The sequence below is a fragment of the Streptomyces typhae genome, assembly GCF_009755605.1.
GTDB lineage: Bacteria > Actinomycetota > Actinomycetes > Streptomycetales > Streptomycetaceae > Streptomyces > Streptomyces typhae.
Window position 1 is genome coordinate 21,481 of record NZ_WPNZ01000037.1, and the last position, 20,041, is coordinate 41,521.

Genomic DNA, 20,041 nt, shown 5'->3' on the forward strand with positions numbered 1-20,041 from the left:
CCCGACAGGGGAGGGGGCACGCCCCGGGGCGTGCCCCCTCCCGCCCCGTAACCGAGACAGACCCGGCCGGCGAGAGTCGGTGCAGGACAAGGAGTTATTTCGTGTACGACGTGATTGTGGTCGGGGCGCGGTGTGCCGGATCTCCGGCGGCGCTGCAGCTCGCACGGGCCGGCTACCGGGTGCTCATGGTCGAGCGCAGCAAGTTCCCCAAGGACACGCTGTCGACGCTGTACATCCACCAGCCGGGCGTCGCGCTCCTCGACCAGTGGGGGGTGCTGCCCGAGGTGGTCGCCACCGGCTGCCCGCCCCTGGACCGGGCCACCTACACCACCGGTGACATCCGCGTCCAGGGTGTCTCCTGGCCGGTCGACGGCCAGCAGGCGGCCTACGCGCCGCGGCGCTTCCTCCTCGACCAGATCCTGGCGCGGGCCGCCGTCGACGCCGGCGCCGAGCTGCGTGAGAACTGCTCGGTCTCCGACCTCGTCTTCGAGGACGACCGGGTCGTGGGCGTCCGGCTGAGCTCCGGCGGGACCGAGACGGTCGAGCGCGCCCGGCTCGTCATCGGCGCCGACGGCATGCGCTCCACGGTCGCGGCGAAGGTCAAGGCGCCGCACGAGGTCGAGGCGCCCACCCTCACCTGCTGCTACTACAGCTACTGGTCCGGCCTGCCCGCCGAGTTCCGGCTCTACCAGACCCCCGGCAGCTGGGTCGGCACCGTACCGACCAACGACGGGGCGACGCTGGTGGCCGCGTACTACCCGCAGGGGAAGTTCGCGGACATCAAGGGCGACGGCCTCAAGGCGCTGCTCGACAGCGCCGAGCGGACGGCGCCCGAGGTGCGTGCCGAGATGGACAGGGGCGAGCAGGTCGAGCGCCTCTTCGGCACCGGCAACCAGCTCAACTTCTTCCGCAAGGCCGCGGGCCCCGGCTGGGCCCTCATCGGTGACGCGGGCCACCACAAGGACTCCATCACGGCCCGCGGCATCACCGACGCCTTCCTCCAGGCCCAGCTCCTGGTCGAGTGCATAGGCGACGGCCTCCAGGACCCGGACCGCCTGGACAAGGCGCTCGGGGAGTTCGCCGAGGAGCGCACCGAGATGCTCGTCCCGGACTACAAGAGCACGCTCAAGACGGCCGAGCTGAACCCGCCGGAGCACCACCTGGAGATGCTGCGCGCCATCGCCACGAGCGGCGACCTCTCCGACCGCTACTTCTCGACGCTCTCGGGCGCCTGCCCGATCGAGGAGTTCGTCACCGAGGAGCTCCTCGACCTGATGGACGAGATGGCCGACGCCTGAGCCGAGTCCGTCCCCCGGGCACCAGTGGGTTACCGGGGGACGGACCGGAGCAGGGGGCACCCCGGAACCCGAGGGAAGGTGTGCTGGTCAAGGCCCAGTAGAGTGCTTCATCCCTGAGCACTCTTTCTCCTTGAGCACTCTCCGCAGCCCCGCCCCCGAGCCCGAGGTGTCGACCAGTGAGCCCCGCACGACCAGGACCGGCCGCCGTGACCGTAGTCGGCATCGGGGCCGACGGCTGGGAGGGCCTCACGGACGCCGCCCGCGCCGCGCTGCTCGACGCGGAGACCGTCGTCGGCGGCCGGCGGCAGCTCGATCTGCTGCCGCCGCGGTGCGCGGGGGAGCGGGTCGGCTGGCCCTCGCCCCTGCGCCCCGCCGTGCCCGGTCTGCTCGCCGCCCACGCCGGACGCCGCGTCGCCGTCCTCGCCAGCGGCGACCCCATGTTCTACGGCATCGGGCGGGCCCTCACCGAGGAACTCGGCGCCGCCGCGGTACGCGTCCTGCCGCACCCCTCCTCGGTGTCCCACGCCTGCGCCCGGCTCGGCTGGCCGCAGGAGGACGTGGCGGTCGTCACGCTCGTCGGGCGCCCGGCCGCGCGGCTCGCCGCCGCCCTGCACGAGGGCCGCAGGCTGCTCGTGCTCAGCGCGGACGCCGCGGGCCCCGGCACCGTCGCCGCCCTGCTGCGCGACCGCGGCTTCGGACCGAGCCGGATGCGGGTCCTGGAACAGCTCGGCGGCGCCCGGGAACGGACCACCGCCGAGGCCACCGCCGACACCTGGGCGGAGCCGCCCGGTGACGCCCTCAACATCGTCGCCGTCACCTGCCGGCGCGCCCCGGACGCACCCCGGCTCGGTGCCGTCCCCGGCCTCCCCGACACGGCGTACGAGCACGACGGCCAGCTCACCAAGCGGCACGTCCGCGCCGCCACGCTCGGCGCCCTCGCCCCCGCGCCCGGCGAGCTCCTGTGGGACGTCGGCGGCGGCTCCGGTTCGATCGCCGTCGAGTGGATGCGCACTCACCCCGCCTGCCGCGCGATCACCGTGGAGCGCGACCCCGCACGGGCCGAGCGCATCACCCGCAACGCCGAACGCCTCGGCGTGCCCGCGCTGCGCGTCGTCACCGGCGCCGCGCCCGCCGCCCTCGCCGGACTGCCGCGGCCCGACGCCGTGTTCATCGGCGGCGGCCTCACCGCGCCCGGCCTGCTCGACGCCTGCTGGGAGGCGCTCGCCCCCGGCGGCCGCCTCGTCGCCAACACCGTGACCCTGGAGTCCGAGGCGCTGCTCGCCGCCGCCCACCGCCGCCACGGCGGCGAACTGGTGCGCCTCGCCGTGGCCCACGCCGTACCGGTGGGCGGCTTCACGGGGTGGCGGCAGGCGATGCCGGTGACGCAGTGGTCGGCCCAGAAGCCCCCGGGGTCCGAGGGGCGGGCGGAGCCCCCGGCCCCGGCGGCGTCCGCCGACCCGGTGACACCCCCCGCGTCCCCCCGTACCCCCGAAGGACCCCCCGACCGCGCAGGAGCAGCCACATGACCGTGTACTTCATCGGGGCGGGACCCGGTGCCGCCGATCTGATCACGGTGCGGGGGGCCCGGACGCTCGCCGCCTGCCAGGTGTGCCTGTACGCGGGCAGCCTGGTGCCGCGGGAACTCCTCGGCGAATGTCCGCCGGACGCGCGGCTCGTGGACACCGCGCAGCTCGACCTGGACCAGATCACCGCCGAGTTGGTGCGCGCCCACGAACAGGGGCAGGACGTGGCCCGGCTGCACTCAGGGGACCCGTCCGTGTTCAGCGCGGTGGCCGAGCAGATGCGGCGCCTGGACGCGGCAGGGGTGCCGTACGAGGTGGTGCCCGGGGTGCCCGCCTTCGCCGCCGCTGCCGCCGCCCTGAAGCGGGAGCTGACCGTGCCGACCGTCGGCCAGACCGTCGTCCTCACCCGGGTCGCCCACAGCGCGACACCCATGCCCGAGGGCGAGGACCTGGCAACGCTCGGCCGCAGCGGCGCGCTGATCGTGCTGCACCTGGCCGCCCGGTACGTGGACCGCGTGGTGGCGGAGCTGCTCCCGCACTACGGCGCCGACTGCCCGGCCGCGGTGGTGGCCTATGCCTCCCGCCCCGAGGAAGTGGTCCTGCGCGGCACGCTCGACGAGATCGCCGCGAAGGTGACGGAGGCGGGAATCCTCCGGACCGCGGTGATCATGGTGGGCCGGACCCTCGGCGCGGAGCAGTTCCGCGACAGCCACCTGTACTCGCCGGAGCGCGAGCGGCACGTGTGCTGAGTGCCCCGGAAGGGGCGCCGGGGGCTCGGTACGCGGCGCCGGGCGCTTCGGCAGGGGCGGGCGCCGGACGGTTCAGGAGGGCGCACCCCTCGGCCCGCGGCGCCGCGCGACCCGCGAAGGGTGCCTGGCGCTCAGGCCACCGTGCTGCGGCCCACCACGCTCCCCGCCCGGTCGACGCAGATGACGTCCACCGCGACCGGCGCCCCGCGCAGCACGGCGAGCGCCTCGTCCCGCGCCGCCACCGCGACCAGGTCGCCGAGCGGAACCCCGGCGCCCTGGCAGAGCTGGAGCGCGGCGAGGCCCGTGTTGGCGTCCGCCACGGCGCCCGCGAGCGCCTCGTCCGCGCCCCCGCGCCGGGCCAGCGCGGCGAGGAAGCCCTTGTCGACCTGGGAGCGCGCGGAGTGCAGATCGAGGTGCCCGGCCGCGAGCTTGGACAGCTTGGCGAAGCCGCCACAGATCGTCAGGCGGTCCACGGGGTGGCGGCGGACGTACTTCAGGACCGCGCCCGCGAAGTCGCCCATGTCCAGGAGCGCGTCCTCGGGCAGCCGGTGCTCGGCGACGACCGTCCGCTCCGACGTCGACCCCGTGCACCCGGCGACATGGGTGCGCCCGGCCGCGCGCGCCACGTCCACGCCCCGCCGGATGGAGTCGATCCACGCCGAGCAGGAGTACGGCACCACGATGCCGGTGGTGCCGAGCACGGACAGACCGCCGAGGATGCCGAGCCGCGGGTTCCACGTGGACCGGGCGATCTCCTCGCCGTCGTCGACGGCGAGGGTGACCTCGGCGTCCGCGCCGACGCCGTGGAGCGCGGCGACGGCGGCGACGTGGTCGCGCATCATCTGCCGGGGCACCGGGTTGACCGCCGGTTCGCCGACGGGCAGGGGCAGGCCGGGACGGGTCACGGTACCGACGCCAGGACCCGCGCGGAAGACCACCCCGGCCCCCGGCGGCAGCCGCCGCACCGTGGCCCGGACCAGCGCGCCGTGCGTCACGTCGGGGTCGTCGCCGGCGTCCTTCACCACCCCCGCCATCGCGTACGCCCCGGTCAGTTCCTCGGTCGCGAGGGCGAACGCCGGTGTCTGCCCCTTGGGCAGCGTGATGGTCACCGGGTCGGGGAAGTCACCGCTCAGAAGGGCGGTGTACGCGGCGGTGGCGGCCGCCGTCGCGCAGGCACCCGTCGTCCAGCCCGGCCGCAGACCGGTGTGCTCCAGCTGGGCGCCGCGGCCGCCGCGTACTGTCTTGTCACTCATGTCTTGTCACCCATGAACGGATCCGGACTCTCGTGCAGGTACTGATTCTCGGCGGAACGACGGAGGCCCGGCACCTGGCCGAGCGGCTGCACGGACTGCCCGGCCTGCCGGGTCTCGAAGTGACCAGTTCCCTCGCGGGCCGGGTCGCGAGCCCCCGGCTGCCCGTGGGGCAGGTGCGCGTCGGCGGTTTCGGCGGCGCCGACGGGCTCGCCGACTGGCTGCGCGCGCACCGCGTCGACCTGCTCGTCGACGCCACGCACCCGTTCGCGCAGACGATGAGCTTCCACGCGGCACGGGCCGCTGCCGCCGCCCGCGTCCCCCTCCTCGCGCTGCGCAGGCCCGGCTGGGACCCGGTCGAGGGCGACGTGTGGCACGAGGCGGACTCGCTCGCCGGGGCCGCCGCGCTGCTGCCCGCGCTCGGCCGCAGGGTGTTCCTGACGACCGGCCGCATGGGCCTCGCCGCGTTCGCGGACCTCGACGAGCTGTGGTTCCTGATGCGCTCGGTGGACGCACCGGAGCCCCCGTACCCGGCACGCGGGGAAGTCCTCCTCGACCGGGGCCCGTTCACCCTCGAAGGGGAGCGCGCGCTGCTCCGCGACCACGCGATCGACGTCGTCGTGACGAAGGACAGCGGCGGAGCGGCGACCGCACCGAAGCTGACGGCCGCCCGCGAGGCCGGGCTCCCCGTGGTCGTGGTGCGCAGACCCCCGGTGCCCGACGGCGTGCCGGTGGCACCGGACCCGGAGACGGCGGCCCGCCGGATCGTCGCGCACCTCACGGGGAACGCGCCGCGCGGGACGTTCTGAGAACGGCCACCCGCCCGGCGCCCCCGGTCCCCGGGCACCGGACGCCTCACGCCTCCGGATAGCGGCGCGGCGTCCAGACGATCTCCTCGCCGTCCCCGCGCCGCACGGCCCGCGTCTGGGAGGAGCCGACCAGCAGGACGGTGCGCATGTCGACCTCGGCCGGGTCCAGGTCGGCGAGCCGGACGATCCGCACCCGCTCGCCGGAGCCGCCGACGTCGCGGGCGAGCACCACCGGGGTGTCCGGGGCGCGGTGTTCGAGGAGGAGTTCGCGGGCCTTGCCCACCTGCCAGGTGCGGCTGCGGGAGCCGGGGTTGTACAGGGCGAGGACCAGGTCCGCGGCGGCGGCCGCGCGCAGCCGCTCCGCTATGACCTCCCAGGGCTTGAGCCGGTCGGACAGGGAGATCGTGGCGTAGTCGTGGCCGAGGGGCGCGCCCGCGCGGGCGGCGGCCGCGTTGGCGGCGGTCACCCCGGGCAGCACCCGCACCGGCACATCGGTGTACCGCGGCTGCGCGGCGACTTCGAGCACGGCGGTCGCCATGGCGAAGACCCCGGGGTCGCCGCCGGAGACGACCGCGACCCGCCGCCCGCGCCGCGCCAGGTCCAGGGCGAACTCGGCGCGCTCGGACTCCACCCGGTTGTCCGAGCCGTGCCGCTCCTGACCGGGACGGACCGGCACCCGGTCCAGGTACGTGGTGTAGCCGACCAGGTCGTCGGCGGCGGCCAGGGCCCCGCGCGTCTCGGGCGTCAGCCACAGCGGCCCGGCGGGCCCGGTCCCGACCACGACGACCTCACCGCGCTCCCGCGCCGGCGGCCGCGCGCCGATCCGGCTGGGCAGCACGGCCACCGAGAAGTACGGCACCTCGTCCTCGGCGACGTCCGCGAGGCGTGCGGTGCGCTCCCCGTCCATCGTGGCCCGTTCGACGTACCGCGCCTCGTCCAGGCGCCCAGCACCCGCAAGGGCCCGCCGCACCTTGGGGAACGTACGCCCCAGCTTCATGACCACCGCGGCGTCCGTCGCGGCGAGCCGCGCGGTCAGCTCGTCCTCGGGCAGGGTCCCCGGCAGGATCGTCAGGACCTCCTCGGCCTCGACGAGCGGGGTGCCGAGGCGGGCCGCGGCGGCCGACACCGAGGTCACACCGGGGATCACCTCGGTGTCGTAGCGGCCGGTGAGCCGCTTGTGCATGTGCATGTACGAGCCGTAGAAGAGCGGGTCGCCCTCCGCGAGGACCGCGACGGTGCGCCCCGCGTCGAGGTGCGCGGCGAGCCGCGCCGCCGCCTCGGCGTAGAACTCCTCCATGGCGCCCCGGTAGCCGCCCGGATGGTCGGTGGTCTCCGTCGTGACCGGATAGACGAGGCGTTCCTCGATGTGGTCGGCGCGGATGTGGCGCGCCGCGATCGAGCGGGCGATGGACCGGCCGTGCCGGGCGCTGTGGTACGCGATCACCTCCGCCTCCGCGATGACCTCGACGGCGCGCACGGTCATCAGGGACGGGTCGCCGGGGCCGAGCCCCACCCCGTACAGCTTGGCGCTCATTCTTCCTCGCTCGCAATCGCGTTCAGTGCGGCGGCGGCGATGGCGCTGCCGCCGCGACGGCCCCGCACGACCAGATGTTCCAGACCCAGGGACTGCGCCGCCAGGGCGTCCTTGGACTCCGCCGCGCCGATGAAGCCGACCGGCACACCGATGACGGCGGCGGGCCGGGGCGCGCCGTCCCTGACCATCTCCAGGAGGCGGAAGAGCGCGGTGGGCGCGTTGCCGACGGCGACCACGGAGCCTTCGAGACGGTCGCGCCACAGCTCCATCGCGGCGGCGCTGCGGGTGGTGCCCAGCTTCGCCGCGAGGTCCGGCACGGCCGGGTCGGACAGGGTGCACAGCACGTCGTTGCCGGCGGGCAGCCGCTTGCGGGTCACGCCGCTTGCGACCATCTGCACGTCGCAGAAGATCGGCGCCCCGGCGCGCAGGGCGGCGCGGGCCCGCGCCACCACGTCCGGGCTGTACCCGAGGTCCTGTACGAGGTCGACCATCCCGCAGGCGTGGATCATCCGGACCGCGACCTGGCTGACGTCGGCGGGGAGGGCCGCGAGATCCGCCTCCGCGCGGATGGTGGCGAAGGACTGGCGGTATATGGCCGCGCCGTCCTTCTCGTAGTCGTAGGTCGTCACGGTGTTCTTCTCGCTGCTCTCGGTCGTCGTGAGGGGATCGCCGCCAGGGCGGTGGCGAGTCGGGAGGGGTCGTCGAGGTCGACGGTGCGCGGGGTTCGTTCCCCGGCGGCGGCCACCGAGAGGCGGTAGCCGCCGCCGTCCGCGGCGACCACGTCGACGTGGTCGCCCCGGGGGTGCCCGCAGCGCCGTTCGCACCCGGACCAGTACAGGGGCAGGCTGTCGGAGGGGATCTCGGCGCGGGTCCGGGCCGCGTCCGCGCGTACGTCCGTACGGGACTTGGCGCATCCGGGCCGGCCGATGCAGGCGCCGACGCGCAGCCAGGGAGAGTCGGGCTCCGTGACGAGACCGACGGCCGAGAGCCGCGCCCGCGCCTCGTCGACCCGGCCCGCGTCCCGGTCCGGCATGGGCACGACCACACCGCGCCACGGCGTCAACCGCAGCTCGCCGGCGGGGGAGTGGGCGGCGGCACGGGTCAACTCCCGCCACTGCGACGCGGAGAGACGACCGAGCGGAACGTGCACGGACAGGGCGGCGAAGTCCCCGACGACGCCGGGCACGGGGCGGCCGCCGGGCGCCGTGCTGTCGTCGGGCGGCGCGCCGTCGCCGGGTGCCGGGGTGCGGTTGGGCGCCGGACTGCTGCCGGGTGCCGCGCTGCCAGCGGGCGCTGGGCTGCCGTCGGGCGTCGGGCTGTCGTCACCGTCGCCGGGTGCCGCGCTGCTGCCGGGCGCGGGGCGGCCGTCGGGCGCCGTGCTGTCGTCGGGTGCCGGACTGCTGTCGGGCGCCGGACTGCTGCCGGGCGCGGGGCGGCCGTCGGGAGCTGGGCTGTTGCCGCGTGCCGCGCCGTCGTCGGGTGCCGCACCGTCGTCGACCGCCGGACTGCTGTCGGGCGCTGGGCTGCTGTCGCGCGTCGGGCTGTCGCCGGGCGCCGCGCCGTCGCCTGGCGCCGGGCTGTCGTCGGCCGACGCGCCGTCCCCGGCCGACGCGCCACCCCCCGCGGCCACCGGCCCCAGGGCCCGCCCGCGTTCGCCGTGGACGATGCCCTCGCCCGTCAACCGCTCACCGAGCAGCCGCAGCAACGTGCCCTCGGCAAGCGGGAGTTCGTCCACCCGCCAGGCCTTGGTGCCGCAGGACCGCGTGGCGGTGAGGAACACCTCGGCCGCTGCCAGCGCGGCGCGGGGCGCGTCGGCGGCGGGCACCCGTAGCGCGGTGCTGTCCGAGCCGAGGCTCAGGAGCGCGCCGCCGTCCGCGAGCGCGCGCAGCGTCACGTCCGCGTCGAGCCCGGCGACGTCCCCGCGGCCGTCGTCGAGCGCGAACAGGAACCGGCCCGAGAGGGCGGGCGCCGCCTCGCTGGCGCACAGCGCCGCGTCGAGGGCCGTCAGCCAGGGCCGCACGTCCCGCAGGCCGTGCCCGTCGAGCCCGGACAGCGGGGAGGCCACGATGTTGCGCACCCGCTCGTGCGCGGCGGACGGCAGCAGACCGGCGGCGCCGAGCGCCGCGGCGAGCTCCGCGCCGCAGGCGTCGCGCAGCCCCCGCAGCTGGACGTTGCCACGCGACGTGAGATGCACCTCACCGTCGCCGAGCCGCCGGGCCGCGCCCAGGAGCGCCTCCGCCTGCCGGACGGTCAGGACACCGCCGGGAACACGGACCCTGGCGAGCGCGCCGTCGTGCGCCTCATGCAGCCGCAGCGAGCCGGGACAGGCGTCACCGCGGTCCCGTGCGGCCGCTGTGGCCTGGGACGATGAGGGAAGGGGAGCCGGGGTCACGGCGGCGAGCATACCTATGACCACACCGGGTGCACCTTCTCCAGGTGCCCGGTCACGGCCTACTATGCTCCTCGGTGGATCAATTCGGTCCGCCACCGCCATGACGGCGACAGGGGAGGAAGCCCGGTGTGAATCCGGCGCGGTCCCGCCACTGTGAGTCCGGCCCTCCGGGGTCGGACGAGTCAGGAACTCCCGCCGTCAGACACCGCCCGGGGCGCGGACCCCGAGGAAGGCCAGACGCCGCATGCTGCCCGCATCCGGGGACGCCGCCCCGTCCCCCCGCATCCTGCTCCTGTCGACCTCCGACACGGACCTGCTCAGCGCCCGTGCGGCGGCAGGCCCGGTCCGCTTCCGCTTCGCCAACCCGGCGCGCCTCGACCTCGAAGCCCTGCCGGGCCTGCTCGACGGCGTCGACCTCGTCGTCGTACGCCTCCTCGGCGGCATCCGCGCCTGGCAGGACGGCCTCGACCAGCTCCTCTCCGACGGCCGCCCGGTCGTCGTCCTCACCGGCGAACAGGCCCCCGACGCGCAGCTGATGGCCGCGTCCACGGTGCCCGTCGGCATCGCCGCGGAAGCCCACGCCTACCTCGCGCACGGCGGCCCCGCGAACCTGGAGCAGCTCGCCCGCTTCCTCTCCGACACCGTGCTGCTCACCGGCCACGGCTTCGACGCGCCCGCCGCGGCGCCGAGCTGGGGCCCCCTGGAGCGCACGCCCCGCGCCGGCGTCGAGGGCCCGGTCGTGGCCGTGCTCTACTACCGCGCCCACCACATGAGCGGCAACACCGCCTTCGTCGACGTGCTGTGCGAGGCCGTCGAGGACGCGGGCGCCAGGCCGCTGCCGCTGTACGTGGCCTCGCTGCGCGCCCCGGAGCCCGAGCTGATCGAGCAGCTGCGGACCGTCGACGCGATCGTCACCACGGTCCTCGCGGCGGGCGGCACCAAGCCCGCCGAGGCGTCCGCGGGCGGCGACGACGAGTCCTGGGACGCGGGCGCGCTCACCGCGCTCGACGTGCCCATCCTCCAGGCGCTGTGCCTCACCGGGTCGCGTTCCGCCTGGGAGGAGAACGACGAGGGCGTCTCGCCGCTCGACGCCGCGAGCCAGATCGCGGTGCCCGAGTTCGACGGGCGCCTGATCACCGTCCCGTTCTCCTTCAAGGAGATCGACGCCGACGGCCTGCCCGCGTACGTCGCCGACCCCGAGCGCGCCGCCCGCGTCGCCGGGATCGCCGTACGGCACGCCCGGCTCCGCCACATACCGGCCGCCGACAAGCGCCTCGCGCTCGTCCTGTCCGCGTACCCGACCAAGCACTCCCGCATCGGCAACGCGGTCGGCCTCGACACCCCCGCGAGCGCCGTGGCCCTGCTGCGCCGCCTGCGCGAGGAGGGCTACGACTTCGGGGACACCGAGATCCCCGGCCTGGTCTCCGGCGACGGCGACGAGCTGATCCGCGCGCTGATCGATGCGGGCGGCCACGACCAGGACTGGCTCACCGAGGAGCAGCTCGCCCGCAACCCGGTGCGCATCCCGGCGGCCGACTACCGCCGCTGGTACGCGACCCTGCCCGAGGAACTGCGCACCTCCGTGGAGGAGCACTGGGGTCCCGCGCCCGGCGAGATGTTCGTGGACCGCAGCGCCAACCCGGAGGGCGACATCGTCCTCGCCGCGCTGCGCTTCAAGAATCTGCTGATCCTCATCCAGCCGCCGCGCGGCTTCGGCGAGAACCCGATCGCGATCTACCACGACCCGGACCTGCCGCCCTCGCACCACTACCTGGCCGCCTACCGCTGGATCGCCGCGTCCGCCGAGGACGGCGGCTTCGGCGCCGACGCGATGATCCACCTGGGCAAGCACGGCAACCTGGAGTGGCTGCCCGGCAAGAACGCGGGTCTGTCCGCGGCCTGCGGTCCGGACGCCGCGCTCGGTGATCTGCCGCTGATCTACCCGTTCCTGGTCAACGACCCGGGCGAGGGCACCCAGGCCAAGCGCCGGGTGCACGCCACGCTCATCGACCACCTGGTCCCGCCGATGGCCCGCGCCGACTCCTACGGCGACATCGCGCGCCTGGAGCAGCTCCTGGACGAGTACGCGCAGATCTCCTCCATGGACCCGGCGAAGCTGCCCGCGATCCGGGCGCAGATCTGGACCCTCATCCAGGCCGCCAAGCTGGACCACGACCTCGGCATGGACGACCGGCCCGACGACGACGGCTTCGACGACTTCCTGCTGCACGTCGACGGCTGGCTGTGCGAGGTAAAGGACGCCCAGATCCGCGACGGCCTGCACGTACTCGGCAACCCGCCGGCGGGCGCTGACCGCGTCAACCTCGTCCTCGCCATCCTCCGCGCCCGCCAGATCTGGGGCGGCACCACCGCCCTGCCCGGACTGCGCGAGGCCCTCGGCCTCGACGAGTCGGCGGCCACCCGCACCACCGCCGACGAGGCGGAGGCCGAGGCCCGCGCCCTGGTCGAGCGGATGGAGGAGCTCGGCTGGGACCCGGACTCCGCGCCCGACACCCACGGCGAACAGGTCACCGCCATCCTGGAGTTCGCCGCCCGCGAGGTCGTCCCGCGCCTGTCCGCGACCACCCTGGAACTCCACCACGCCGTGCACGCCCTGAACGGCGGCTTCGTGCCCGCGGGCCCCTCGGGCTCGCCGCTGCGCGGCCTGGTCAACGTCCTGCCGACCGGCCGCAACTTCTACTCCGTCGACCCCAAGGCCGTGCCCTCGCGCCTGGCCTGGGAGACCGGCCAGGCCCTCGCGGACTCGCTCCTGGAGCGCTACCGCTCCGACAACGGCAGCTGGCCCACGTCCGTCGGCCTGTCCCTGTGGGGCACCAGCGCCATGCGCACGGCGGGCGACGACGTGGCCGAGGCCCTCGCGCTGCTCGGCGTCCGCCCCGTCTGGGACGACGCCTCCCGCCGCGTGACCGGCCTCGAACCCATTCCGTACGAGGAGCTCGGCCGCCCCCGCATCGACGTCACGCTGCGCATCTCGGGCTTCTTCCGCGACGCCTTCCCGCACGTCATCGGGTTGCTCGACGACGCGGTGCGGATGGCGGCCGACCTCGACGAGCCGGCCGCGGCCAACCACGTGCGGGCGCATGTGCAGGCCGACATCGCCGAGCACGGCGACGAACGCCGCGCCACCACCCGCATCTTCGGCTCCCGCCCCGGCACGTACGGCGCGGGCCTGCTCCAGCTCATCGACTCCCGCGACTGGCGCACCGACGCCGACCTCGCCGAGGTCTACACGGTGTGGGGCGGCTACGCCTACGGCCGCGAACTGGAGGGCAGGCCGGCGCGCGCGGAGATGGAGACGGCGTACAAGCGCATCGCAGTCGCGGCGAAGAACACCGACACCCGCGAGCACGACATCGCCGACTCCGACGACTACTTCCAGTACCACGGCGGCATGGTCGCCACGGTCCGGGCTCTGCGCGGCACCGCCCCCGAGGCGTACATCGGCGACTCCACGCGGCCCGAGACGGTCCGCACCCGCACCCTCGTCGAGGAGACCTCGCGGGTCTTCCGGGCCCGGGTCGTCAACCCCAAGTGGATCGAGGCGATGCGCCGCCACGGGTACAAGGGCGCCTTCGAACTCGCCGCGACCGTCGACTACCTCTTCGGCTACGACGCCACCACCGGCGTGATCGCCGACTGGATGTACGACAAGCTCACCGAGACCTACGTCCTGGACCCGGAGAACCGGGAGTTCCTCCAGCAGGCCAACCCCTGGGCGCTGCACGGGATCGCCGAGCGCCTCCTCGAAGCCGAGTCCCGCGGCCTGTGGGCCAAGCCCGACCCCGCGGTCCTCGAAGCGCTGCGGCAGGCCTATCTGGAGACCGAGGGCGACCTCGAGGGCGAGGACTGAGCCTCCCGTCTCCCGTTCCGCTCCCCGGACAACGCCACGTCCGGGGAGCGGGAACCAGCCATCCTGCCGTCACTTTCATCGTTCCCCCAGCCGCCCCGGGACCCCGGGGCGGCCAGGGGCGCGTGCCCCCATGTCATGTCGCCCTGATGTCTTGTCATGCTCCATGCAGCGCCACTCGTTTCACATCTGTCCCACAAACCTCAGCAGTCCCAGGGCGGCTGGCGGAATTCTTTCCTCCCTTTGGCTTCCGTTTTGCCATCCGCGCCGCGCCGCGCTCCAGCGCGCTTTTCGGACAGCGATTCCGGTGCCTTGTAGCGCGCTCAACGGCGTGGCTACGATCCCGCTCGTTTCACTTCCTGCACAGGTCTGCACAGGTGCTTCATGTTTGTGAGGGGGTTGCGTGGAGCCACAGGCGCAGGCGGACACACCGGACCGCGACGGCGAATTATCGCGGCCCCAGCCGCCCCGGAGCACCTCTCCCCGTGACTTCCGCCTCTTCTGGTGGGCCAACGCCGCCGACGCGCTCGGCACCCAGGCCTCCGGCATCGTCCTGCCGCTGCTGCTGCTGTCCCTCGGGCACTCCGCGCAGACCGCGGGGCTCGTGGCCGGGCTCTCGCTGGCCGCCGGGATCGTGCTCGGGCCGCTCGCCGCGGTCCCCGCCGACCGCGGCGCCCGCAAGACGATCATGTTCTGGTCCGCCGCGGTCTCCGCCCTCGCCATCGGCTCCGTCGCCCTGCTGCTCGCCCTCGGGCACCTCACGCTCCCGCACCTCCTCGCCGCGGTCCTGGTCGAACGGTTCGCCACCGCCTGCCACGAAGCGGCGTCGCGCGGCACCGTCGCCCTGATCTGCCCGCCCGACGACCAGCCCCGCGCGGTCGCCCGGCTCGCCGCCGCCGACCAGGGCGCGCTCATCCTCGGCCCGGCCCTCGGCGGCGCCGCCTACCAACTCTCCCGCGCGCTGCCCTTCGTGGCCGACGCCGTCTCGTACGCCGTCGCCGCCGTCTGCGTACGCTGCATGCGCGCCGAGCTGAAGGCCCCGGCGGAGCCCTCCGGGGACGGTCTGCTCCGCGAGGCCGCGGCGGGTCTGCGGCTGGTGCGGAGCCGGCCGCTGCTCCGGCTCGTCCTGGTGTGGATCGCGCTCGTCAACGGCGTGGCCGTCGCCCTCTACTACGCGGCCGTCTTCGCCCTGGAGCGCTCCGGCGCGGGGGCGCTGTCCCTCGGCGCCGTCCTCGCGATCTCCGGCGGCGCCGGGCTCGCCGGTTCGCTCGCCGCGCCCCGGGTCGCGACCCGGGTGGGCGCCGCCCGCCTCCTCACCGCCGTGACCTGGCTGCTCGTCCCGCTCACCGCGGTGCTCGCCACCGCCACCGGGCCCTGGACGTACGGAGTGCTGCTCGGCGCGATCTGCCTGCTCGTGCCGCTGCCCGCGGTGGTCCTCCAGGCACGGGTGCTCCTCGTGACCGAGACCGAGGTGCAGGCGCGGGTCGGCGCGGTCCTCGCGACGGCCTCCGGCGGGACCGCGGCGCTCGCCCCGGTGCTCGCCGGTGTGTTCGCCGACCGGGTGGACACCGCCGCGCCCGCACTCGGGTGCGCCGCCCTGCTCGTCCTGCTCGCCGCGCACACCACCCGGCGGGCCGCCCTCGTGGAGGCCGCCGCATGAGCCGCTTCCAGGTCTACCGGGCCGCGCTGCCCGAGGTGTGCGCCGCACAGCCGCACCGGATGGTCTTCACCTCCGACGCCGACGGCCGCTGCGAGGTCTTCACCTGGGACGCCGCCACCCGCCGCGCCCGCCGCGTCACCGACCGGCCGGGCGGCACCCTGCACGGCGCGATCGACGGAGACGCCCGCGTCTGGTGGTTCGCCGAGGACGCCCGCGGCGTCGGCCACTGGCGCTTCCAGCCCTTCGAGGGCGGCCCCGACCGCGCCGGCCTCACCGATGTTCCCGAGGGAACCGCGCGGGGGCTCGCCGTGACGACCGCCCGCACCGGTGGTTCCCGCGCGGGCGAGGCCCGTACCGGCGGCGTCCGCGTCGGCGAGGCGCGCATCGGTCACGCCGGTACCGGCGATGCCCTCACGGGTGACCTGCGCACGGGCGCTGCCCGCACCAACGGCTCGCGCACGGACGGTCTCCCTGCCGGTGACGCCTGCGTCGACGGTGCCTGCGCCGGTGCCGCCCGCCCCGACGGCGTCCGTGCCGACAGCCCCCTCGTCGCCCTGGGCATCGGCCTGGCCGACGGCAGCACCACCTTCCGCGTCGGCGCTCCCGGTGGCCCCGGCCGTGAGGTGACGCGCGTCGACGGGCCCGCCGCCCTCGCCGGACTCGGCCCCGGGGGCGACCTGCTGGCGCTCACCCGGGCCGCGGGATCGCCGCGCGCCGTCACCGTCCTGACCACCGCCGGGGCCACGGTCGCGGTGCTGCCCGGCGACGGGCCGCACGGCAGGCTGTGGGCCCTCGGGTTCGCGCCCGCGGGGCCGGATCCCACGCTGCTCCTCGTCCGGGAGCGCGGGGACCGCTATCTGCTCGCCACCTGGAGCCCCGGCACCGGCACCACCACCCACGACTGGTGCGCCTTCGACACCCAGATCACCGCCCGCTGGTACCCCGACGGACGCTCCGCGCTGATCCGCCAGGACCGCCACGGCCGCTCCCTGCTGCACCGCGCCCACCTCGCGAGCCGCACCCTCGACCCCGTCCCCACCCGGCCCGGCACCCTCCTCGACGCGGCCCCGCACCCCGGCGGCGACCTGCACACCCTCTGGACCGACACGACGCACCCGCCGCGCATGACCTCCACCGCGGGCACTCCGCTGCCGCCACTCGGCACCGTCGAAGGACGGGTCCCCGGCGCCCTGCGCGACATCCGCACCCCCGGGCCCGACGGCGCCGTGCACACCCTGCTCAGCGTCCCCGAGGACGGCCGCGGCCCGCACCCCGCCGTGTTCCTGGTGCACGGCGGCCCCGCCGACCACGACCGGGACGCCTACGACGGCACCGTGCACTCCCTGGTCGCCTCCGGCTTCGCCGTGGCCCGGGTCAACTACCGCGGCTCCACCGGCTACGGCCCCCGCTGGCAGCGCGCCTTCGGCGACGGCGTCGGGCACACCCAGGTCGCCGACCTCGCCGCCGTGCACGCCGACCTCACCGGGCGGGGCCTGATCCGCCCCGACGCGACCGGCCTGTGGGGCACCTCCTGGGGTGGCTACCTCGTCCTGCTCGCCCTCGGCACCCGGCCGGGCCTGTGGCGGGCGGGGGTCGCGGTGAAGCCGGTCGCCGACTACGCCGCCGCCCACGCCTCGGCCACCCCCGCCCTGCGGGCCCTGGACGAGCGCCTGTTCGGCGGCACCCCCGAGCAGGTGCCCGCCCGCTACGCCCACAGCTCCCCGATCCGGTACGCCGACCGCGTACGGGACCCGCTCCTGGTCGTCGCCGCGACGCACGACACCAAGTGCCCCGCCGACCAGGTCCGTTCCTACCTCGCCGCCCTCGACGCGAGCGGTGCCCGGCACGAGTCCCTGTGGCTCGACTCCGGGCACGACGGCTACGAGGGCGGCGACCACGTGGCCGTGCTGCGCCGCGCCGTGCTCTTCCTCGACCGGGAGCTGCGCCGCACCGCCCGCACCACCCCACCCAGACGCCCCGCTCCCCGCGGAGAGGGGTCGACGCACCACACCGTCACGCAGTGACACCAACCGAGAGGAGACACCCATGCAGAAGGACGTCATCCACAACGACCCGCTCGCGGAGGACGAGACGAACCGGAAGCCGAGCGTCGGCATCACGGTCACCGTCCCGTTCCGCAACGCCGAGGACGGCGAAGAGAGCGTCGAGGACTGATCCCGAACCGGCCGGACCCGGGGCGCCCCGGGTCCGGCCGGCCCTCAGTACCGGCTGTCGCCCTTCGGCCCGCACCGTCCGGCCCCCCACCCGGCCCGCACGTCGGGCCCCCTCACTCGGCCCTCACCACAGGAGGAGAGCGCCCATGCGCGTACTGCTGGTCAACATGCCCTGGTCGCCCATCGACCTGCCGTCGCTGGCCCTGGGCATCCTCAAACGGAGCGTGGACGAGCGTGTCCCCGGCGCCAGTGCCGAGGTCCTGCACGCCAACCTCATGTTCACCGACTGGATCACCGAGCGCACCGAATTCACGGGCGACGACTACGAGTACTACGCGCTCTCCTCGTACTTCATGGGATGCGGCGACTGGGTCTTCTCCTCCGCCCTCTACGACGACCCGGCCTGGCGCGACGACGAGTTCACCGCCACCATGACCGGCAAGCTGAAGGCCGCGCGGATGAAGATGACGCGCGCGCTGCACCGCACCGTCCCCGAGTTCGTGGAGATGATCGCCCGGCAGATCGTCGCGGACGGGCCCGACGTCGTCGGCTTCACCTCCACCTTCCAGCAGAACACCGCCGCACTCGCCGCCGCCCGCCGGGTCAAGGAACTCGCCCCGCACATCGTGACCGTCATGGGCGGCGCCAACTGCGACGGCGAACAGGGCGCCGCCGTGCACCGCAACTTCGCCTTCGTCGACCACGTCGTACGCGGTGAGGGCGAGGCGGCCTTCCCCGCCCTGCTCACCGCGCTCACCGAGCAGACCCCGCTCGACGACATCCCCGGCCTGTGCCACCGCGACGCGGCCGGGAAGAGCGTCGCCAACGCGATGGCCACCCGGCCGCTGCCGCCCGCCGCGATCCTGCCGCCCGACTACAGCGGCTACTTCGAGCGCCTCGCCGCGTCGGTGGCCCGCAACTGGGTCGAGCCCAAGCTGGTCGTCGAGGGCGCCCGCGGCTGCTGGTGGGGCGAGAAGCACCACTGCACCTTCTGCGGGCTCAACGGCTCGTTCATGGAGTTCCGTTCCAAGAGCCCCGACACCTTCTACGAAGAGATCATGGACCTGGCCCGCCGCCACCGGGTCCTCGACATGTACGTCGTCGACAACATCCTCGACATGCGCTACCTGACGACCGTGCTGCCCCGCATCATCGACAGCGGCTACGACCTGCGCCTGCACATCGAGATCAAGGCCAACATGAAGCGCAGCCAGCTGCGCACCCTCGCCGACGCCGGACTGATCTACGTACAGCCCGGTATCGAGAGCCTCAACAGCCGGGTCCTCGACCTGATGGACAAGGGCGTCAGCGGCTGCCAGAACATCCGGATGCTGCGCGACGGCGCCGAGACCGGCCTCTCCGTCGCCTGGAACTATCTGCACGGCTTCCCCGGCGAGAGCACCGAGGACTACGACCCGGTCATCGCCCAGATCCCCGCCCTCGAACACCTCGACCCGCCCGTCGACCTGTCCGCCCGTATCGCCATCGAACGCTTCAGCCCCTACTTCGAGCGTCCCGAACTCGGCTTCACCGGCCTGCGCCCCGAGGCCCACTACCGCTTCACCTACGACCTGCCCGAGGAAGAGCTGTACGCCATGGCGTACGTCTTCGAGGCGCCCGCCCGCGGCATCGGCGAGCCCACGGTGGGTGCCCTCAACGCGGCCCTCGCCGACTGGAAGAAGCATCACACGGACGCCCGCCTCACCCACGACGACCACGGCGACCGCATCGTCCTCGTCAGCCGCAGGCGCACCTTCGACTGGCGCGCGATGGAGCTGACCGACCCCTTCGAACTGGCCGTCTTCCGCCTCCTGGACCAGCCGCACAGCACCCAGGCCCTCACCCGCAAGGCCGCAGCGCGCGTGCCCGGCGCCGCCCGCGGCGAGGAGCAGGTGCAGGAACTCCTCGACTCCTGGCTCGCCCTCGGCATCGTCTTCGCGGACGCCGGACAGTACGTCCACATCGCCCCGGCCGCCGTCAACGAGGACCTGCTCCGCCTCGACTTCATGCGGCACATCCACGCGGAGACCGACGCCGCCGCGCCCACGGAGAACGCGGCCGTCCCCGAGCCGGCCTGACCCGCCCCGCCAGGAACCAGGAACCAGGAACCAGGAACCCGAGGAGTCCGATGACCGCCACTCTCGCCACGCCGACGCTCCTTGCGTGGCGTGACTACGACCCCGCCGCGTGTGAGCTGCCCGGCATGTTCCTGGGCGAGGTGCCGCTGCCCGGCCCCGCCCGGGGCGAGGCAGCGCGCCTGTGGGAGCTGGGCGCACGCCGGGTGCGCCTGCCCGCGCCCGTCGACCTCACCGACACCGCCGACCCGGCCACGGTCCTGCACCGGCTCAGCCTCGTACGGGACCTGACCGCGCGGGCCGTCATGGTCGAGTGGGAGCTGCGGCTCGCCCCGGACGCGGGGGAGACCTGGCGGGTGCTCAGCCACCTCCAGCCGCCCGCCGCGCTGCTCGGCCCCGACAGCGCCGAGGAGTCGCTCCGCTCCTGGCGGCGCGGTCACTACCTGTGCAAATGCCTGTGGCGCAAGGGTCCTGGCTTCCTCCAGATCCGCGACCGCCGCTGGGGCGAGCTGCGCCGCTTCACCGCCGACGAGCCCGAGTACGCGACGGCCGTCGACCTGCTCGACTACGGCGCCCCCGCCGCCGACGTCCCGAAGGCCGCCCTCGACGACTTCCGCGGCGAGCAGCTCGTCCTTGACGTGGGGGAGCACTCCTGGTGGCTTCCGTACCGCGTGAGCCGCTGGCTCCAGCAGTCGATCGCCATCTGAGA

Annotated in this window: 14 protein-coding genes and 1 riboswitch; of the genes, 10 read left to right on the plus strand and 4 right to left on the minus strand. The window is 74.8% G+C overall.

Annotated elements, in window-relative coordinates; all coding sequences use genetic code 11:
- Positions 1-101: 101 nt before the first annotated feature.
- The 3 genes from GPA10_RS39765 to cobM all read left to right on the plus strand — a co-directional run bounded on the left by GPA10_RS39765 (position 102) and on the right by cobM (position 3,570).
- Positions 102-1,298: an NAD(P)/FAD-dependent oxidoreductase gene (locus tag GPA10_RS39765; protein WP_343041841.1), complete on the plus strand. Its 1,197-nt coding sequence runs from the start codon at positions 102-104 to the stop codon at positions 1,296-1,298.
- 176 nt (positions 1,299-1,474) lie between these two features.
- On the plus strand, positions 1,475-2,824 hold the full coding sequence (gene cbiE / locus GPA10_RS39770; RefSeq protein WP_343041842.1) for a precorrin-6y C5,15-methyltransferase (decarboxylating) subunit CbiE: 1,350 nt from the start codon (positions 1,475-1,477) through the stop codon (positions 2,822-2,824).
- A complete protein-coding gene (gene cobM / locus GPA10_RS39775; RefSeq protein WP_157169671.1) occupies positions 2,821-3,570 on the plus strand; it encodes a precorrin-4 C(11)-methyltransferase in 750 nt (249 codons plus the stop codon). The genes cbiE and cobM overlap by 4 nt, the downstream gene beginning before the upstream one ends.
- A gap of 131 nt (positions 3,571-3,701) precedes the next feature.
- Here the strand turns inward: cobM and GPA10_RS39780 are convergent, their stop codons facing one another.
- Complete coding sequence (locus GPA10_RS39780) at positions 3,702-4,823, minus strand: cobalt-precorrin-5B (C(1))-methyltransferase (RefSeq protein ID WP_157169672.1); 1,122 nt, start codon at positions 4,821-4,823, stop codon at positions 3,702-3,704.
- Positions 4,824-4,855: 32 nt separating this feature from the next.
- Here GPA10_RS39780 and GPA10_RS39785 point away from each other — a divergent pair, with 32 nt between their 5' ends.
- The gene (locus GPA10_RS39785; RefSeq protein ID WP_343041843.1) at positions 4,856-5,629 is read left to right on the plus strand and encodes a cobalt-precorrin-6A reductase; all 774 of its coding nucleotides are present in this window, start codon (positions 4,856-4,858) and stop codon (positions 5,627-5,629) included.
- A 46-nt stretch (positions 5,630-5,675) separates the two neighbouring features.
- Here GPA10_RS39785 and GPA10_RS39790 read toward each other — a convergent pair whose 3' ends face one another.
- From GPA10_RS39790 to GPA10_RS39800, 3 genes are read right to left on the minus strand one after another with little or no spacing between them, the layout of a single operon-like run.
- A complete protein-coding gene (locus GPA10_RS39790) occupies positions 5,676-7,163 on the minus strand; it encodes a precorrin-2 C(20)-methyltransferase (RefSeq protein WP_157169673.1) in 1,488 nt (495 codons plus the stop codon).
- Positions 7,160-7,792 carry a precorrin-8X methylmutase gene (locus GPA10_RS39795; protein ID WP_343041844.1) on the minus strand — a complete coding sequence of 211 codons (633 nt, stop codon included), beginning with the start codon at positions 7,790-7,792 and terminating at the stop codon, positions 7,160-7,162. The genes GPA10_RS39790 and GPA10_RS39795 overlap by 4 nt, the downstream gene beginning before the upstream one ends.
- A complete protein-coding gene (locus GPA10_RS39800) occupies positions 7,789-9,555 on the minus strand; it encodes a cobalamin biosynthesis protein CobG (protein ID WP_343041845.1) in 1,767 nt (588 codons plus the stop codon). Before GPA10_RS39800 ends, GPA10_RS39795 begins: the two co-directional genes overlap by 4 nt.
- 68 nt (positions 9,556-9,623) lie before the next feature.
- Positions 9,624-9,769: riboswitch (cobalamin riboswitch) on the plus strand.
- A 30-nt stretch (positions 9,770-9,799) separates the two neighbouring features.
- Between GPA10_RS39800 and cobN the strand changes: the two genes are divergently transcribed.
- The 6 genes from cobN to GPA10_RS39825 all read left to right on the plus strand — a co-directional run bounded on the left by cobN (position 9,800) and on the right by GPA10_RS39825 (position 20,039).
- Positions 9,800-13,426, plus strand: a complete 3,627-nt coding sequence (gene cobN, locus GPA10_RS39805; RefSeq protein ID WP_157169674.1) for a cobaltochelatase subunit CobN — start codon at positions 9,800-9,802, stop codon at positions 13,424-13,426.
- Positions 13,427-13,826: 400 nt separating this feature from the next.
- The gene (locus GPA10_RS39810; RefSeq protein ID WP_343041846.1) at positions 13,827-15,083 is read left to right on the plus strand and encodes an MFS transporter; all 1,257 of its coding nucleotides are present in this window, start codon (positions 13,827-13,829) and stop codon (positions 15,081-15,083) included.
- A complete protein-coding gene (locus GPA10_RS39815; protein WP_246260595.1) occupies positions 15,080-17,107 on the plus strand; it encodes an alpha/beta hydrolase family protein in 2,028 nt (675 codons plus the stop codon). Before GPA10_RS39810 ends, GPA10_RS39815 begins: the two co-directional genes overlap by 4 nt.
- Positions 17,108-17,129: 22 nt before the next feature.
- A complete protein-coding gene (locus tag GPA10_RS43555) occupies positions 17,130-17,258 on the plus strand; it encodes a hypothetical protein (protein ID WP_263972716.1) in 129 nt (42 codons plus the stop codon).
- Positions 17,259-17,403: 145 nt separating this feature from the next.
- On the plus strand, positions 17,404-19,335 hold the full coding sequence (locus GPA10_RS39820) for a RiPP maturation radical SAM C-methyltransferase (RefSeq protein ID WP_157169675.1): 1,932 nt from the start codon (positions 17,404-17,406) through the stop codon (positions 19,333-19,335).
- Positions 19,336-19,385: 50 nt separating this feature from the next.
- Positions 19,386-20,039 (plus strand): DUF5825 family protein, encoded by a 654-nt coding sequence (locus GPA10_RS39825; protein WP_157169676.1) that lies wholly within the window; start codon positions 19,386-19,388, stop codon positions 20,037-20,039.
- The last annotated feature ends 2 nt before the right edge of the window (positions 20,040-20,041 follow it).

What these genes read in the sequence shown, in the direction of transcription:
- cobM (WP_157169671.1), top strand. Translation starts at nt 2,821, where the DNA reads ATGACCGTGTACTTCATCGGGGCGGGACCCGGTGCCGCCGATCTGATC.
- GPA10_RS39780 (WP_157169672.1), bottom strand. Translation starts at nt 4,823, where the DNA reads ATGAGTGACAAGACAGTACGCGGCGGCCGCGGCGCCCAGCTGGAGCAC.
- GPA10_RS39790 (WP_157169673.1), bottom strand. Translation starts at nt 7,163, where the DNA reads ATGAGCGCCAAGCTGTACGGGGTGGGGCTCGGCCCCGGCGACCCGTCC.
- cobN (WP_157169674.1), top strand. Translation starts at nt 9,800, where the DNA reads ATGCTGCCCGCATCCGGGGACGCCGCCCCGTCCCCCCGCATCCTGCTC.
- GPA10_RS39815 (WP_246260595.1), top strand. Translation starts at nt 15,080, where the DNA reads ATGAGCCGCTTCCAGGTCTACCGGGCCGCGCTGCCCGAGGTGTGCGCC.
- GPA10_RS43555 (WP_263972716.1), top strand. Translation starts at nt 17,130, where the DNA reads ATGCAGAAGGACGTCATCCACAACGACCCGCTCGCGGAGGACGAGACG.
- GPA10_RS39820 (WP_157169675.1), top strand. Translation starts at nt 17,404, where the DNA reads ATGCGCGTACTGCTGGTCAACATGCCCTGGTCGCCCATCGACCTGCCG.
- GPA10_RS39825 (WP_157169676.1), top strand. Translation starts at nt 19,386, where the DNA reads ATGACCGCCACTCTCGCCACGCCGACGCTCCTTGCGTGGCGTGACTAC.